Origin of the sequence: Devosia litorisediminis (assembly GCF_018334155.1) — a bacterium.
Taxonomy (GTDB): domain Bacteria; phylum Pseudomonadota; class Alphaproteobacteria; order Rhizobiales; family Devosiaceae; genus Devosia; species Devosia litorisediminis.
On the sequence record NZ_JAGXTP010000003.1, the window covers coordinates 1 to 15885 of the forward strand.

13 protein-coding genes are annotated in these 15885 nt (G+C 62.0%); 3 read left to right on the plus strand and 10 right to left on the minus strand.

The window, feature by feature from the left end:
- Nucleotides 1-437 (minus strand): hypothetical protein (locus KD146_RS15040; protein ID WP_212659661.1); only part of this gene is annotated, 437 nt, incomplete at its 3' end.
- Between the two features lie 209 nt (nt 438-646).
- On the opposite strand from KD146_RS15040, the gene KD146_RS15045 reads away from it, so the two are divergent.
- A complete protein-coding gene (locus tag KD146_RS15045; protein ID WP_212659662.1) occupies nt 647-2617 on the plus strand; it encodes a M23 family metallopeptidase in 1971 nt (656 codons plus the stop codon).
- On the opposite strand, the gene KD146_RS15050 is transcribed toward KD146_RS15045, so the two are convergent.
- The 8 genes from KD146_RS15050 to KD146_RS15085 all read right to left on the minus strand — a co-directional run bounded on the left by KD146_RS15050 (nt 2614) and on the right by KD146_RS15085 (nt 14055).
- Complete coding sequence (locus tag KD146_RS15050; protein ID WP_212659663.1) at nt 2614-4107, minus strand: DHA2 family efflux MFS transporter permease subunit; 1494 nt, start codon at nt 4105-4107, stop codon at nt 2614-2616. The two genes, KD146_RS15045 and KD146_RS15050, sit on opposite strands and share 4 nt — an antisense overlap.
- 29 nt (nt 4108-4136) lie before the next feature.
- Complete coding sequence (locus tag KD146_RS15055) at nt 4137-4475, minus strand: VOC family protein (RefSeq protein ID WP_212659664.1); 339 nt, start codon at nt 4473-4475, stop codon at nt 4137-4139.
- Nucleotides 4476-4560: 85 nt separating this feature from the next.
- Nucleotides 4561-7170, minus strand: coding sequence for an ATP-dependent chaperone ClpB (gene clpB / locus KD146_RS15060; protein ID WP_212659665.1), 2610 nt, complete (start codon nt 7168-7170; stop codon nt 4561-4563).
- Nucleotides 7171-7351: 181 nt separating this feature from the next.
- Entirely contained in the window at nt 7352-8080 is a 729-nt protein-coding gene (locus KD146_RS15065; protein ID WP_212659666.1) for a DUF4167 domain-containing protein, read from the minus strand.
- 340 nt (nt 8081-8420) lie between these two features.
- Complete coding sequence (prmC, locus tag KD146_RS15070; RefSeq protein ID WP_345790847.1) at nt 8421-9272, minus strand: peptide chain release factor N(5)-glutamine methyltransferase; 852 nt, start codon at nt 9270-9272, stop codon at nt 8421-8423.
- Nucleotides 9269-10345 (minus strand): peptide chain release factor 1, encoded by a 1077-nt coding sequence (prfA, locus tag KD146_RS15075; RefSeq protein ID WP_212659668.1) that lies wholly within the window; start codon nt 10343-10345, stop codon nt 9269-9271. Before prfA ends, prmC begins: the two co-directional genes overlap by 4 nt.
- A gap of 110 nt (nt 10346-10455) precedes the next feature.
- Complete coding sequence (gene ptsP / locus KD146_RS15080) at nt 10456-12723, minus strand: phosphoenolpyruvate--protein phosphotransferase (protein ID WP_212659669.1); 2268 nt, start codon at nt 12721-12723, stop codon at nt 10456-10458.
- 66 nt (nt 12724-12789) lie between these two features.
- Nucleotides 12790-14055 (minus strand): aspartate kinase, encoded by a 1266-nt coding sequence (locus KD146_RS15085; RefSeq protein ID WP_212659670.1) that lies wholly within the window; start codon nt 14053-14055, stop codon nt 12790-12792.
- A gap of 164 nt (nt 14056-14219) precedes the next feature.
- On the opposite strand from KD146_RS15085, the gene ubiG reads away from it, so the two are divergent.
- Entirely contained in the window at nt 14220-14960 is a 741-nt protein-coding gene (gene ubiG, locus KD146_RS15090) for a bifunctional 2-polyprenyl-6-hydroxyphenol methylase/3-demethylubiquinol 3-O-methyltransferase UbiG (RefSeq protein WP_212659671.1), read from the plus strand.
- Between the two features lie 74 nt (nt 14961-15034).
- Nucleotides 15035-15478 (plus strand): hypothetical protein, encoded by a 444-nt coding sequence (locus KD146_RS15095; RefSeq protein WP_212659672.1) that lies wholly within the window; start codon nt 15035-15037, stop codon nt 15476-15478.
- On the opposite strand, the gene KD146_RS15100 is transcribed toward KD146_RS15095, so the two are convergent.
- The gene (locus tag KD146_RS15100) at nt 15475-15858 is read right to left on the minus strand and encodes a hypothetical protein (RefSeq protein WP_212659673.1); all 384 of its coding nucleotides are present in this window, start codon (nt 15856-15858) and stop codon (nt 15475-15477) included. The two genes, KD146_RS15095 and KD146_RS15100, sit on opposite strands and share 4 nt — an antisense overlap.
- Between the last annotated feature and the right edge of the window lie 27 nt (nt 15859-15885).

The following is a 15885-nucleotide window of genomic DNA, read 5'->3' on the forward strand; positions in this document are numbered from 1 at the left end:
ATCCATCGCCGGTTGCCCGGAACCCAGATCGTCTCTGCCAGAAACACCAAACAGTGGGAACCACCAGGGTTCAACGTCGTCCAGTGCGGCGGGTTGTAAGCACGTCTCGTAAGACTGTCAACACCCTTTTCAGTTTTCTTACCAGTTTGAGTTGCCTCAGATCGGTCTGAATTCTGAAACCTCGTGATCGCTAATTTCTTAGTGATTTCAGAGGCTTGCTTCCGTGCCCGCCGCCGTTTGGCGCCGCGCTCTTCAGCGATGGGCGGGTTATAGGGGGGACCCTTTTGGCTGTAAACCCCCCAAAACGACAAAACCGTCATTTTCTGATTCACTGGCCGTCTGACCATGTGGAAAACACGACTGAACCACGAGGGAATACGGCGTTTTTGCCTGTTACACGGCACATATGGGATTTTTTCCATCACATGCAATGGCAAGGCTGCGCCCTCCCTGCGCAGCGCTCGAAGCGGCGCCAATCCCCCCTCTGGCAGGCCACACACGCAGTTTCGCCGCATTTTCCTTAGATATGAACGCGGTGATTGATATAGACTCCGCGCACACACGTGAGCGCACGAGGCGCCAGAGGGCTAATGAGCCGGCACAAGACCGGTAGGGGATCTGCCATGACAGACCAAAGGATTGGGCGTTGAACGCAGCGCAGAGAAATCGCCACGCCGCCTTGCTCAAGGCGACGGGCTTTGAAGACAGCCCCGCCCTGACCGTCCAGTCCACCGATGGCGAAATCCCCCACGGCCGCGAGCTCAGCTTTGCCTGGTTGACCGGTACTGTGATGACGGGCCTGACCAGCGTGATGCTGATGGGTGCCGCGCTCTACGTGTCGTTCCAGGGCCAGGACACTTTCTCGACCGCCTATGAAGCGCTGCAAATCGCGCGCCCCAAGGTCGAGACCCAGGCCGTCACCGACATGTCGGCCAAATCCTCGCGCGTGCGACCGGTCTCCGCGACCCGCTCTGATCTTGAAATCATCGAAGCCTCGATCCGCGCCAATGTCGATGGCCGCGACATGATCCGCAACCAGCCCTTCATGCGCATTCGCGCCACGCTGGCTACCGCGGCGACATCTTTGTCCGACGGCATTCCCGAATACGACCCGGTGGCCATCCTCAACGCCACCCAGCCCATTGAAGTCGCCGCTGACGGCATTGACGTGAATACCGATGTCTATGGCGCCGAAGTTGAAGGCGAGGTCGCCGTCCGTCTGGCCGACATGCCCATGACCTTTGTGCCGCCTCGCGCCATTTCCGATCAGTCCGCCGCCGCCTTTGTGCGGGGCCTGATCGAATCCAATACGTCGATTGTCGGTGGCGCGGCCACGCTGGCCTATGCCGCGTTGGGCCCCAGCGTGCGCGATCTGGGTCGTATCGGCGATGGCAGCACCATTGGCGGCATTGCCGAGAACGTCACGGTCGTGCCCAAGACCACCATCGCAGCCGAAGCCGGGCTGGGTCGTTCCGAACGCTTCCTGACACTGCGCGAAGCCGCCGCCCTGCCCGACGTACTGGGCAAGAACGGCTTTTCGGCCAACCAGTCCGCCCTGGTGATCGACGCCCTGCGCAATGTGCTGCGCGACACCAACCTGCCCGCATCCACCCGGCTGCGTATTCTTTATGGCCCGCTCAGCCGCGAAGCGACCAGCCTGGTGCCCTACCGTCTGAGCCTGTATGAGCCGCTGGCTGACGGCAGCTATGCCTATCAGGCGACCGTGGCCCTGACCGATACGGGCCAGTATGTGCTCGGCATCGAGCCGGACTTCGTTGAATTCCCCGAAGAAGACACCGAAGAAATCAACGTCGCCAACCTGCCAAGCGTTTATCGCTCGATCTGGGAAACCGGTCGCAAGCACGATCTGGATGACGCCACCATTGAGCGCATCATCGGCATGTATGCCTATGACGTGGACATGACCAAAAAGATCAGCGCCGGTGACGGTATCGAGATTCTCGAAACCGTGCCGGATGCCGAAGGTCGTGGCGAACTGCTCTATGTGGCGCTGACCCTGGGCTCAACCACCCGCAAGCTCTACCGCTTCGGCACCGATGATGGCGTGGTGGATTTCTATGATCCGGACGGGGAGACCGGCAAGCGCTTCCTGACCCGCCGGCCGCTCGAGGGTGGCGGCACGCTGCGCTCGCGCTTTGGCTATCGCATCCACCCCATCTTCAAGACGCGGCGGTTGCATACCGGCGTGGATCTGGCAGCCCGCTCGGGCACCCCGATCTATGCCGCCGGCGATGGCGTGATCAAGTATTACAAATGGCAGTCGGGCTACGGCAACAAGGTCGAGCTGCAGCACGTTAACGGCTATGAGACCGCCTATGGCCACATGTCGCGCTATGCAGACGGGCTTTCCGTCGGCAGTCGCGTCCGCCAGGGACAGATCATCGGCTATGTCGGCTCCACCGGTCAGTCGACCGGTCCGCATCTGCATTTCGAGATCAAGATCAACGGCAATCTGGTCGATCCGCTCAGCGTCAAGCTGCCCAAGGACAATGTTCTGGCCCAGCAATACCAGAGCGAATTTGCCCGGACCATGGCCCAGATCGATGATCTGATGGAGCGTCAGCCAGCCCCAGTCAGCGTCGCGCAGGCCAACTAGCCTTTACGCTCCAGCGTCAGCCACGCCACCACCGCCGAGGCCAGGCACAGCCCGGCATTGAAATAGGCAATAGTGGAAAAGGCGGCGTTGGTGGCCAGTTGGCGCATCGCCTCATCCTGCGGGCTCAGCCCGTCTGCCGCCAGGCCAAAATAGACCGGCAGCTCTGCTGCACCGCCCAAAGCCCGCTCGAACACCAGCGCGGCCAGCATGCCCATCGCCGCCACCGCCACCAGCCCGGCTACCCGGGACACCGCATTATTGGTGCCCGAGGCGATGCCGGTATCGTCGTCATCAACCGCGGTCATCACTGCCGTCGAAAGCGGTGAGACCACCAGCGCCATGCCCACCCCAGCCATGCACATCAATGGCAACACAGCCTGCCAGATCTGCTGCAGCGGCGCGGTGACTGCCAGCCCGGCAAAAGCCAGCCCGACCCAGACTGCTCCAACGGTGATCGGCGGCCCGGCGCCGAACCGGTCTGCCCACCGCCCGCTGAGCCCAGACAGCAGCGCTATGGCGACGCCAAAGGGCAGCATGACCATGGACACTTCGGCCGGCGAAGCGCCCCAGCCACCGATCAGCGTCATGGGCAGATAGAACGTGGTCCCGGTCAGGGCAAAATACAGGATGAAGGTCAGCGCATTGGCACCCGAGAACTGCCGGATGGTGAACAGCCGCAGCGGCAGCATGGGATGCTCGGTCCACAATTCCCACCACACGAACCAGGCCAGCGACAACAGACCCGCACAGCAGTAGATCACGATATGGGATAGCGGCGGCACGCTCTCGCTGCCACTGCCCGTCAGCCCGAAAGCCAGCAGCATCAGCCCCAGGCTGGCCAGCACCGCCCCGACAATATCGAGCTTGCGCCGCGCGCGGGCCCCATCGACGGGCACGCGCAGAATCAGCAGGGCCAGCGCGATGCCGCCCAGCGGCAGATTGATGGCAAACACCAGCCGCCAGCTCCAGTCGCCCAGCGCCGTCAGCACGAACCCGCCCAGCACCGGCCCCATAATGGTGGTCAGCGATGACGCCGCCGCCCAGGTACCGATGGCGCGGCCGCGTTCCGCTTTGGGATAGGCCTTGGCGATGATCGCCAGACTGCCCGGGATCATCAGCGCCGCCCCAATCCCCTGAACGGCACGCGCCACGATCAGCACCCCTACCTGTGGCGCCAGCGCGCAAACCATCGAGGCGGCGACGAACACCCCGATCCCCAGGCCGAACACCAGCCGCAACCCGAACCGGTCACCGGCTGCGCCACCCAGTAGCAGCAGTGAGCCCAGAAACAGCAGATAGCCATTGGAGACCCATTGGGCATCGGCCAGCGTGGCCCCCAGATCGGCGCGCAGCGATGGAATGGCAATCGACAGCACAGAGCCATCGATAAACGCCATGCTCGAGGCCAGAATAGCAGCCACCAGCACATAGATCCGCCGCGATTGCGGGCAAAATGTTGGCTCAACTGTCTGCGCCCCGGCCTCTGCCATGTCCCAATCCCCCAAAGATCGGCGACAGACTAGTCGCGTGCGACCCAGATCGCCAACTCATTGCCGCCCGGTTCGCGAAAATGGAACCGGCGCCCACCCGGAAAATCGAACTGCGCCTGGGTAATAACCCCGCCCGCTGCGATCACCCGGCGCTCTGCGTCATCCAGATCCTGGGTGCGCACAATGGCCATGGTTGCGGCCACCCTGCCCGCCCCCTGATCAATGCCACCATCGATCCCGGCACCCTCCAGCCCATCATAGTCCGGCCCATAGCTGGTTATCCCCCAGCCAAAGGCCGCGTTAAAGAATGCGCTGGTCGCCGCACGGTCCCGCGATGGAAACTCCACATAGTCGATCTTGTCTGTCATCAGCCCCTCCGTCGTTCCGTTTTTGTTCTTAAACCGATTCCCACCAAAGACAAAAAGGCCGGTCAGTTGACCGGCCTTTTCAAAGTTATGCGGCAGCGTCCGCCAGATCATCGGGATGCAGCACGATGCCCTCATCATTGGCATCGACCACAACCGTACTGCCATCGCTGACCCGACCGGCCAGGATCTCGTCGGCCAGACCATCCTGCACGGCGCGCTGGATTGCGCGCTTGAGCGGCCGTGCCCCATAGGCGGGATCATAGCCCTCATTGGCCAGCCAGTCGCGGGCTGCCGGGGTGAGATCAAGCGTGATGTCACGCTCCTTGAGCAGGTTCTGCAACCGGCCGAACTGCACATCGACAATGGCGCCCATATGCTCGCGACCCAGGCGATGGAACAGCAGGATCTCGTCGATCCGGTTGAGGAATTCGGGCCGGAAAGATGCCTTGACCATGTCGAGCACCTTGCCGCGCACCAGTTCCACCGATTCCCCATCCTTGAGATCGACCAGATATTCCGAGCCCAGATTGGAGGTCAGGATGATCACCGTATTGCGGAAATCAACCGTACGCCCCTGCCCGTCGGTCAGCCGGCCGTCATCGAGCACCTGCAGCAGAACGTTGAACACGTCCGGATGCGCCTTTTCGATCTCGTCGAACAGCACGACCTGATAGGGCCGACGCCGGACCGCTTCGGTCAGCACACCGCCCTCTTCGTAGCCGACATAGCCCGGAGGAGCCCCGATCAGCCGGGCCACCGAGTGCTTCTCCATGAACTCGCTCATGTCGAGCCGCACCATGGCGGTCTCGTCATCGAACAGGAACTGCGCCAGGCTCTTGGTCAGCTCGGTCTTGCCCACCCCGGTTGGCCCCAGGAACATGAACGAGCCGATCGGCCGGTTCGGATCCTGCAGCCCGGCGCGCGAACGGCGCACGGCCTTGGCGACAGCGGTTACCGCTTCGGACTGACCGATGACGCGGGCGCCAATCGAATCTTCCATATGCAGCAGCTTTTCACGCTCGGCTTCAAGCATCCGGTCAACCGGAATACCGGTCCAGCGGCTCACCACCTGGGCAATGTCGGTGGGTGTCACCACCTCAGCCGCCATCTGCGGATCGGCCTTGCCGTCACCATCGGCATCCTCGGCATTGGCAATGCGCTTTTCGAGATCGGGAATGACGCCATAGGCCAGCTCACCGGCTTTTGCCAGGTCACCCTGACGCTGCGCGATCTCGAGCTGGCTGCGGGCCGCATCGAGCTCTTCCTTGAGCTTCTGGCTCCCCTGCAGACGTTCTTTTTCCGCCAGCCACTTGGCCGACAGGCCCTGGGCCTGTTCTTCCAGACCCGCCAGTTCGCTTTCCAGCCGCTCAAGCCGAATGCGCGAGCCGTCATCATCTTCCTTGCGCAGCGCCTCTCGCTCGATCTTGAGCTGCATGATGCGGCGATCAAGTTCGTCCAGCGCCTCGGGCTTGCTGTCCACGGCCATGCGCAAACGCGCCGCTGCCTCGTCCATCAGATCGATGGCCTTGTCGGGCAGGAAGCGGTCGGTGATGTAGCGGTTCGACAGCGTGGCCGCACTCACCAGCGCCGAATCCGAAATCCGAATGCCGTGGTGCAGCTCGTATTTTTCCTTCAGGCCACGCAGGATCGAGATGGTGTCTTCCACCGTGGGCTCGTCGACAAACACCGGCTGGAAACGTCGCGCCAGCGCCGGGTCCTTTTCGACATGCTTGCGGTATTCATCCAGCGTCGTGGCGCCCACGCAATGCAGTTCGCCGCGCGCCAGGGCAGGCTTGAGCAGATTGGACGCATCCATGGCGCCATCGCTCTTGCCCGCGCCAACCAGCGTGTGCATTTCGTCGATGAACAGAATGATCTGGCCATCCGACGAGGTGACCTCGCTCAGCACTGCCTTGAGGCGTTCCTCGAACTCACCGCGATATTTCGCGCCGGCGATCAGCGCGCCCATGTCCAGCGAGAGCAGTGACTTGTTCTTCAGCGATTCGGGTACGTCGCCATTGACGATACGGATCGCCAGACCTTCGGCGATCGCCGTCTTGCCCACGCCGGGTTCACCGATCAGCACCGGATTATTCTTGGTACGACGGCTCAGCACCTGAATGGTACGGCGAATTTCCTCGTCCCGGCCGATAACCGGATCAAGCTTGCCCTCGCGCACATCGGCAGTCAGATCGCGCGCATATTTCTTGAGCGCATCATAGCTGTTCTCGGCCGAGGCGGAGTCAGCCGTGCGGCCCTTGCGGATCTCTTCGATGGCGGTATTGAGCCCCTGCGGGTTGACCCCGGCAGACGCCAGAATCTTGCCCGCATCGGTATCTTTTTCGACCACCAGTGCCAGCAGCAGGCGCTCAACCGTGACAAAGCTGTCGCCGGCCTTTTGCGCGGCGCTTTCGGCGGTGTCGAACACCCGGGCCAGCTCACGGCTCAGATAGAGCTGAGAACCATCACCGGAGACGCTGGGGATCTTCGCCGTTTCGGCTTCCACGGCAGCGCGGGCCGCCTTGGGATCGCCACCGGCGCGCTCGATCAACCCATTGGCCATGCCCTGATCGTCGTCGAGCAGCACCTTGAGCAGATGGATGGGCGCGAATTGCTGGTGGCCCTTGCCCAACGCGATGGTCTGGGCGCTCTGAATGAACCCACGGGCCCGTTCGGTATATTTTTCGATATTCATACAACTCTCCTGATCTCGCCCGTCGCCCGGCCCCGAAGGCACCTGAACACACGGCGGAAGCGTCGATTGATGGAACGCCTGCCAGGCAGCGCTGCTCCATCCTCACAGCTTATATGGGAGCGTTTTCACAAACAAAAAGGCCGGACATCACTGCCCGGCCCTTTCGAATTCGCTTTTTTGCCTATTCGGCGGCTGTACCCGAGCCTGCTGTCAGAAACGCTGGCAATTCACCAACTTCTGGCTGCTCGGAACTGGCGGGATCTGCGCCAGCGTCACCACCGGCAGGGCGACGCCGACGGGGCCGACGCTCACGGGGCTTGCGGGTCTCGCCTGCATCAGCGGCGGCGTCTGCGGCCGGTGCAGCTTCGTTGGCCACTGCGGGCTGCTCGTCGCTGGACGTTTCGCCTTCATTGGCTGCAGCTGCGGCAGGACGCTCACGATCAGGCCGTTCCCGATCGGGACGCTGACGGCTGCGCTCATTGCGCGGCGGACGCTGTTCGCCCTGCTGAGCGCGTTGCTCGCCGCCCTCGTTCTGTTCGTCACCCTCATTCTGCTGCGGCGCCTGCTGCGGCTGGGGCGAAGAGAAGCGCGAGTTCATCTCGGGCATATCATCATCGAAATCGCTATCGTCCTGGCCCTCGGGCCGCACGCCACTCTGGGCCTGCTGGGCGCTCGAAACGATACGGAAATAATGCTCGGCATGCTGGAGATAATTCTCCGCCATCACCGAGTCACCGCTCGACTGGGCGTCGCGGGCGAGTTGCAAATATTTCTCGGCGATATGGGCCGCGTTGCCGCGCACCTTCACATCCGGACCATTGCTCTCGAAATTGCGGGACAGCGGATTAACGTGCTTGCGTCCGCCGTTCCGACCGCGCTGCCGGTTTTTATTCTGATTATTGGGTCTCATCTGGTCGCTTTATCTAACTCTAGAAAAATAAGCGTCACACTGCTGGCGGATCGGCATCATGCCTGATCGGGCAGCTTCCCCGCAAAGACCGAAGTCTTGTGTCGTAGGGCTCTAAATTGGCTTCATGAAGACCGAAACCGTCTGCCGGCGCTCCGAACCTGTCCTGCGTCATTCCAGGCTCTGCTGGAACCGCGCTGCCGCTTGCAGCATCCGGAAGTGTCGGGTGGCATGTCGCCGTGGCGCTCATGAAGCACCGTTGACAGCAAGGCCAAACTATAGTGTTCGCACTTGATTTGCCAGCCCTAATTGCGGGCTTATCCCCGTCAGGCTTAACGGCACACTACAGGTGGTGTGCCCACACCACCCGATCAAGCCCCGCCAGATCCTTGTGCACGCTGACATTTTCAAAGCCGGCTTCGAGAAACAGGGCACTCACCGAAGCCGCCTGATCATGCCCGATCTCGACCAGAACATGACCTTTTTCGACCAGCCAACCATCCGCCTGACGGGCAATGATGCGGTACGGCGCCAGCCCGTCAGGCCCGCCATCCAGTGCCAGGCGAGGATCGAAATCGCGTACTTCACCCGCCAGGGTTTCCACCACATCGGTGGCGATATAGGGCGGGTTGGACACGATCAGGTCAAAGCGCTGCGCTGGCACCGGCTCAAACCAGCTGCCCGCATGAAGGCTCAGCCGCCCGGCCACATCGTGCCGCGCCGCATTGGCCTGGGCCGCCTGCAGCGCCAAGGCGCTCAGATCGACTGCAACGCCCGAAATGCCAGCCATATTGGCCAGCATGGCAATCGGGATGCAGCCCGTGCCCGTGCCCAGATCGAGCACACGCCCCTCGGCCGGCATGGCGCCCAGCGCCAGATCGACCAGCAATTCGGTATCGGGGCGCGGCTCCAGCGTCGCCGCGTTCAGGCCGAATGCCAGCCCGTAAAACTCGCGTTCACCGATGATCCGCGCCACCGATTCCCCGGTCATGCGGCGCTGCATCAATGTCGCGAGCTGGGCGGCGGACGCCTCGTCAGCCACATCGTTCTCGCGGGTTGCCAGCTCCAGCGCGTTCAGACCCAGCCCATGCTGGGCCAAGAGCTTTGCATCGAGCGCTGCAGTGGTAAAACCCAGCCGGCTCAATACATCGCGCCAGCCGCGCCACAGCGCACCAATGGTGGGCGCCTGACTCAGTTGGAATGCTCCATATCGGCCAGCTGCGCAGCCTGATTTTCGGTGATCAGCGCTTCGATCAGCTCGTCCAGCGCTTCACCGGTGATCACCTTGTCGAGCTTGTACAGCGTCAGATTGATGCGGTGATCGGTGACACGCCCCTGCGGGAAATTATAGGTGCGGATACGTTCGGAACGATCGCCGGAACCGACCTGCCCCTTGCGCTCGGCCGAGCGGGCGCTGTCGCGCTCTTCGCGCTGCATTTCATAGAGCCGCGAGCGCAGCACAACCATGGCCTGCGCGCGGTTCTGATGCTGGCTCTTCATCGCCGAGGTCACCACCAGCCCCGTTGGGATATGGGTGATGCGCACCGCCGAGTCGGTGGTGTTGACGTGCTGACCACCAGCGCCCGAAGCGCGCATGGTGTCGATGCGAATGTCTTCGCTGCGAATTTCGATGTCGATGTCTTCGACCTCGGGCAGCACAGCCACAGTTGCCGCCGAAGTGTGAATGCGCCCCGATGCTTCGGTTGCCGGCACACGCTGCACGCGGTGCACGCCGCTTTCGAACTTCATGCGGGCGTAAACGCCCTTACCCGAGATATTGGCGATGATTTCGCGGAAGCCGCCCATTTCGCCGGGGCTCTCTTCCATGACCGTGACCTTCCAGCCATGACTGGACGCGTAGCGCTCGTACATGCGGAACAGATCACCGGCGAACAGCGCCGCTTCGTCACCACCCGTGCCCCCCCGGATTTCCAGAATGACCGATTTTTCGTCGGCCTCATCCTTGGGCAGCAGCAGCACGCGAACCGACTGGAACAGCTCTTCGATCTTTTCGTCGAGCTCTTCAATCTCGGCCTCGGCCATTTCGGCCATTTCCTTGTCGCCACTCTTGAGCAGCGCTTCGGCTTCCTTGCGGTCCTTCAGCGCCTTGGAATAGGCGCGGATCTGCTCGACGATGGGCGCCAGCTCGGCATGTTCCTTGCTGAACTTGACAAATTCATCGGGCCCGGCCCCGCCTGACAGCGCCGCTTCAATATACTGAAACCGGGTCTCGAGAGCGTCGAGCTTGTCCTGAGGAAGAGAGGCCATGAATCGTTCATCCTGTGCGGGCAACAACCCCGCGTCACGCAAATCCTGTCATCACCCCAAGCGCACCGGCCGGGGTAATCCAGAGCGTGTAGAAGGCTCTTGCGCCGACGTCAAACGGGCAGGTTCTGCTTCTCGATCCATTCCTGCAGCAATTGGCGAATGGTCACCCCATCCGCGCCATCGCTGAGCGCCGCGCCGACCGATTGCCGGATCGGCTCCAGATCAAGATTGAGCACCAGTTCCTTGATCGGTCCGATCGAGGCGGGGCCCATCGACAGCCGGGTCATGCCCACCGCCATCAGCGCGAGTGCCTCAAGCGGCTTTCCCGCAAGCTCACCACACATGGTGATGGGAATATTGTAGCGACGGGCGGCATCGACCACCAGACGGATGGCGCGCAGGCGCGGCATGCCGATGGGGTCGTAATGCTTGGCCACACGTGGATTGGCGCGATCGGACGCAGTCAAAAACTGCACCAGATCGTTTGAACCGATCGAGACGAAATCGGCCTGTGGCAGCAATTGATCGAGTTCGAACAGGAGCGACGGCACTTCCACCATCACGCCCAGTTCCAGACGGCTGGGGACCGGCTTGCCGGCGCGGCGCAGGCGATCCACTTCCTTGTCCACCACCAGGCGGGTCTGCACGAACTCAAAGGTCTCGGTGACCATGGGCACTAGGATCTTGAGCGGACGACCATTGGCGGCCAGCAGCAGGGCGCGTATCTGCGTGCGCAGCAGGCCCGGACGCTGCAGTCCCAGCCGGATCGAGCGGAAACCCATGGCCGGGTTTTCCTCGGCCATCGAGCGCTGATAGGGCAGCACCTTGTCGCCACCAATATCGAGCAGGCGGAACACCACCGGGCGCTCCCCGGCAATCGCCATGGCTTCGGCATAAAGCTCGGTCTGCTCGCTCAGCCGCGGCAGCTTGCTGGCAATCATGAACTGCAGTTCAGTGCGGAACAGCCCGACCCCGGCCGCGCCGGTATCGTCGAGCATGGGCAGATCGGCCACCAGACCCGAATTGTGCAGCAGCGTAATCGCCACACCATCCTTGGTTATCGATGGCTTGTCCTTGAGCGCGGCATAGTGGGCCCGGCGCTTGGCCGTGACCTTTACCTTGTCGATATAGGCCTGCTCGATATCGGGCGTGGGCCGCAAATGCACAATGCCCGCGCCGCCATCAAGAATGATGTCATCGCCGGTTTCGCACATCGAGACAATCGACTGCGCCTGCCCCACCGCCACCATGCCGAGCGACCGGGCAACGATAGCCACATGGGCCGTGGTGCCGCCCTCTTCGAGGACGATGCCGCGCAGTTTGGTGCGGTCATACTCAAGCAGTTCAGCGGGGCCCATATTGCGGGCCACCAGAATGGCATTATCGGGCAGCGCCTTGCGCGCCAGCGCCTGACCATCGCCCGTCAGCACGCGCAACAGCCGGTTGGCCAGATCGTCCAGATCATGCAGCCGGTCGCGAATATAGGGGTCCGTCTGGCGCAGCATGCGGGCGCGGGTGTCGTTCTGCACCCGCTCCACCGCCGCCTCGGCCGACAAGCCGTTATCGATCGCCTCGGCCAGCCGGTGCACCCAGCCCCGGTCGTTGGCGAACATGCGATAGGTTTCAAGAATTTCGCGGTGATCGGTGGCGCCGGCCATATCGCCATGATCGAGCATGGCATCGATCGATACGCGCATTTTTTCCAGCGCCGCTTCGAGTCGCAGCTTTTCGGCGTCGGTATCTTCGGCGATGAAATTGGTGACCACCACACGCGGGTCATGCAGCACGACAGTGCCCAGCGCGATGCCGTCGGTAAAGCTGACGCCGGTATACATGCGAGGCCGCCTGAGATCGATATCGGACCCCGGCTTGATCAGATTGTCAAAATCGGAGGTCGCAATCATCTCGGCCAGAATTGTGGCCGTAGTCAGCATCGCCTCGGATTCGTCTTCGCCATAGCGGCGGCGCTCGACATTCTGCACCACCAGAACGCCCAGCGTCTGGCCCGCGCGCAGCACCGGCACGCCCAAAAAGGCGTTATAGCGCTCTTCCCCGGTTTCCGGGCGATAGGCAAAGGAGGGGTGGCTGGTGGCGTCGTCCAGATTGAGCGGTTCGGCTTCGGCCGCGATCAGACCGACCAGACCCTCCCCCAGCCGCAGCGTGGTCATATGCACCGCTTCAGCTGCCAGGCCCTTGGAGGCAAACAGCTCCAGCGCACCGTCATCACGCAGCACGTAAAACGAACAGACATCGGCGTGCATGTTGTCGGCGATCAAGCCAACGATCTTGTCGAGCCGCTCTTGCGAAGCCAGCTGCTCCGCCATCGTCTCGCGCAGCTGCCGAAGCAGCACGCGAGGGCCGCCAGTACTCGTGACCATCTACCCTTAGGCGACCCGCAAAGCCGCCCCCCTATAACGGACGCGGCTCAACCCCCTCGACGGAGCTTATGCGTCCTTCTTGTCCAACCCGTAATAAGTATGCAGGGCGCGAACCGCAAGCTCGGCATATTGTTCATCGATCAATACCGAGGTCTTGATTTCCGAAGTGGTGATCAGCTGGATGTTGATGCCCTTGTCCGCCAGAGCCTTGAACATCGAGGATGCAACACCGGCATGACTGCGCATGCCAACACCCACCACCGACACCTTAGCCCCGCCCTTGGAGCCCGAAATGCGGGCATATTCGATGCGGTCGCTGGCATCCTTGATGGTCTTGATTGCCTTGTCATATTCACTGTCGGGGACAGTGAAGGTGATGTCGGTAGTGGCCCCGTCATCGGCAACGTTCTGCACAATCATATCCACAATGATGCCCTGATCGGCCAGTGTGCCAAACACTGCCGCGGCCACGCCAGGATTGTCCTTGACGTCGCGCAGGGTGATCTTGGCCTCGGCCTTGGCGAGCGTCACGCCCGAAACGATCTGCTTTTCCATGATCTCATCCTCATCGCATACGAGCGTGCCGGGAACGCCCGGCGAACCATCCGGCGCCACCTGGAGCGCATTGGGGTCATCAAAACTGGATCGCACCAACAGCCGCACCTTGTAGGCCATGGCCATTTCGACCGAGCGGATCATCAGCACCTTGGCGCCAAGCGAGGCCATTTCGAGCATTTCCTCAAAGGAAATCTTGGTCAGCCGCTGCGCCTTGGGCACGATGCGCGGATCCGTTGTGTAAACGCCGTCAACATCGGTGTAGATATCGCAGCGATCTGCCTTGACCGCCGCAGCCACGGCAACCGCCGAGGTATCCGAACCACCGCGACCCAGCGTGGTCACCCGGCCATGCGGCGAGACCCCCTGGAAACCGGTGATCACTGGCACCCAGCCATCGCTCAGACGCTTGTCGAGTTCGCTCGGGTCAATTTCGGTTATGCGGGCCGCGCCATGCGCATCATCGGTATGGATGGGCACCTGCCAGCCGGCAAACGAGCGCGACTGAATACCCATTTCGCTCAGCACGATGGCCATCAGTCCGGCTGTCACCTGCTCGCCCGACGCCACCACGGCATCATATTCGCGCGCATCATGCAGTGGGCTGGCTTCATTGACCCAGCCGACCAGTTCATTGGTCTTGCCGGACATGGCCGAGACAACCACGGCAACTTCATTGCCCGCATCGACTTCGCGCTTCACATGCAGCGCAGCCTGACGAATACGCTCGACAGTGGCTACTGACGTGCCACCGAACTTGACGACTATCCGGGCCACGACCCTACCCCGTTCCTCCGGCCGAACCCGCCGGTACGCTCATTGTTGGGCGCTGCAATGCCACAAAGGCGGGGCGCGATCAACTATGATCCGTTGCCCGCGACGCCACGTACCTTGCCTGAGCCATACTGAGCGGGTCATATGGCCCCATCAAGGAGCCTGCCATGACCGCCACCACCATCAATGACGCCGAAATCGCCAAATTCACCGCGATGGCCGAGGAATGGTGGGACCCCAAGGGCAAGTTCAAGCCGCTGCACAAGTTCAATCCCGTGCGCATGAGCTATATTCGCGAGCACCTGCTGAACCACTTCAAGCTCGATGGCGCCGCCATGCGGCCCTTTGAGGGACTGAGCATTCTTGATGTCGGATGTGGTGGCGGCCTGCTCTGTGAACCGCTGGCCCGGCTCGGCGCCACCGCTACCGGCATTGATGCCGCCGAACGCAATATCGTCATCGCCAGGCTGCATGCCGAAAAGTCGGGCCTCGATATCGATTATCAGGCCACCACCAGCGAAGCCCTGGCCGCCCAAGGCAAGACCTTTGACATGGTGCTCAACATGGAAGTGGTCGAGCATGTCGACAATGTGCCGCTCTACATGAAGAGCTGCGCCGATCTGGTCAAACCCGGCGGGTTGATGCTGACAGCCACGCTCAACCGCACCGCCCGCGCCTATGCGCTGGCCATTATTGGCGCTGAACGCGTGCTGCGCTGGTTGCCCGTGGGCACCCATGACTGGAACAAGTTCCTCACCCCCGACGAGGTCAAGGCGCTGATCACCCGTAACGGGCTTGAGGTCACCGCGGAAACCGGTGTCGTATTTCACCCGCTGGCCGATGAGTGGCGCAAATCGCGCGACATGGCGATCAATTACATGGTGATGGCCCAGCGCCCCGCCGCCTGATCCGGCAAGATTTGGACGCTATATTCCAGCCGCTGATGCGCTATGATGGCGGTGCAACTTTGCCCGGAGCCATGATGCGCCACACACTCCTTGTCACTGCCCTGATCATCAGCGTCGCGTTGATCACCCCCGTCTTCGCGCAAAGCGAAGAAGAGGTGATGGCGCGGATCGAGGATTTGCACGGCGAGGCGACAGCGTTTGGCGAGGCCTTTGGCCTGCTGCAGGACGCTTTTCTGTTCGGGGACCCCACAACCATTGCCGATCTGGGTCTCTATCCGCTCACGGTTCGCGCCAATGGCGAGGTCTATGATGTGCTTGAGGCGCAGGATCTGGTCGACAATTTCGATAGCCTGCTGACCCCTCAAACCATCGAGGCGCTGTCAGCGCAGGACTATGCCGACCTGATCGTGACCAGCGAAGGCGTCGGCTTTGGCAATGGCGCCCTGTGGATGACCCTTGTCTGTCTCGACGACAGCTGCACCCAGACGCAATGGGGCATCCTCTCCATCAATAACTAGGCGTCGCACTCAGCCTCGATATCGGCGGCCAATTCGAAGCTCTCTTCCTCGCTCAGGCCAACACCGCTGATATCGCCAACCGGTTCATTGCCCGTGTGCAGGGGGCGCAGTTCGCCCCAGCCGGCCTGCCATTTCACGCCGTCCTGCAGGGTAACAACAACTTCGGAAAATCCGTGCAGCGCCCGTGCACCCTCGGCAGCGTCCAGTGCAGCAGCGACATCGATAAACTCGGCTTCATCGGCGTCCACATCGGCCACCGCATCCCACCAGACCGCAGCCTTGTGGCCAGCACCGCCATCGCTCTCAATCCCCACGGTAACCGCCTGCGGCACTGTGGCGCCAACGGGCACCTGCCGGAAACTCCTATGCGCGTCGTTCATCAGAGCTCTCCTGTGTGTTTGGCTGAC

Coding starts and splice junctions, on each gene's coding strand:
- KD146_RS15050 (WP_212659663.1), bottom strand. CDS start 4,107: ATGGCAGAGGCCGGGGCGCAGACAGTTGAGCCAACATTTTGCCCGCAA.
- KD146_RS15055 (WP_212659664.1), bottom strand. CDS start 4,475: ATGACAGACAAGATCGACTATGTGGAGTTTCCATCGCGGGACCGTGCG.
- clpB (WP_212659665.1), bottom strand. CDS start 7,170: ATGAATATCGAAAAATATACCGAACGGGCCCGTGGGTTCATTCAGAGC.
- KD146_RS15065 (WP_212659666.1), bottom strand. CDS start 8,080: ATGAGACCCAATAATCAGAATAAAAACCGGCAGCGCGGTCGGAACGGC.
- prfA (WP_212659668.1), bottom strand. CDS start 10,345: ATGGCCTCTCTTCCTCAGGACAAGCTCGACGCTCTCGAGACCCGGTTT.
- ptsP (WP_212659669.1), bottom strand. CDS start 12,723: ATGGTCACGAGTACTGGCGGCCCTCGCGTGCTGCTTCGGCAGCTGCGC.
- ubiG (WP_212659671.1), top strand. CDS start 14,220: ATGACCGCCACCACCATCAATGACGCCGAAATCGCCAAATTCACCGCG.
- KD146_RS15095 (WP_212659672.1), top strand. CDS start 15,035: ATGCGCCACACACTCCTTGTCACTGCCCTGATCATCAGCGTCGCGTTG.
- KD146_RS15100 (WP_212659673.1), bottom strand. CDS start 15,858: ATGAACGACGCGCATAGGAGTTTCCGGCAGGTGCCCGTTGGCGCCACA.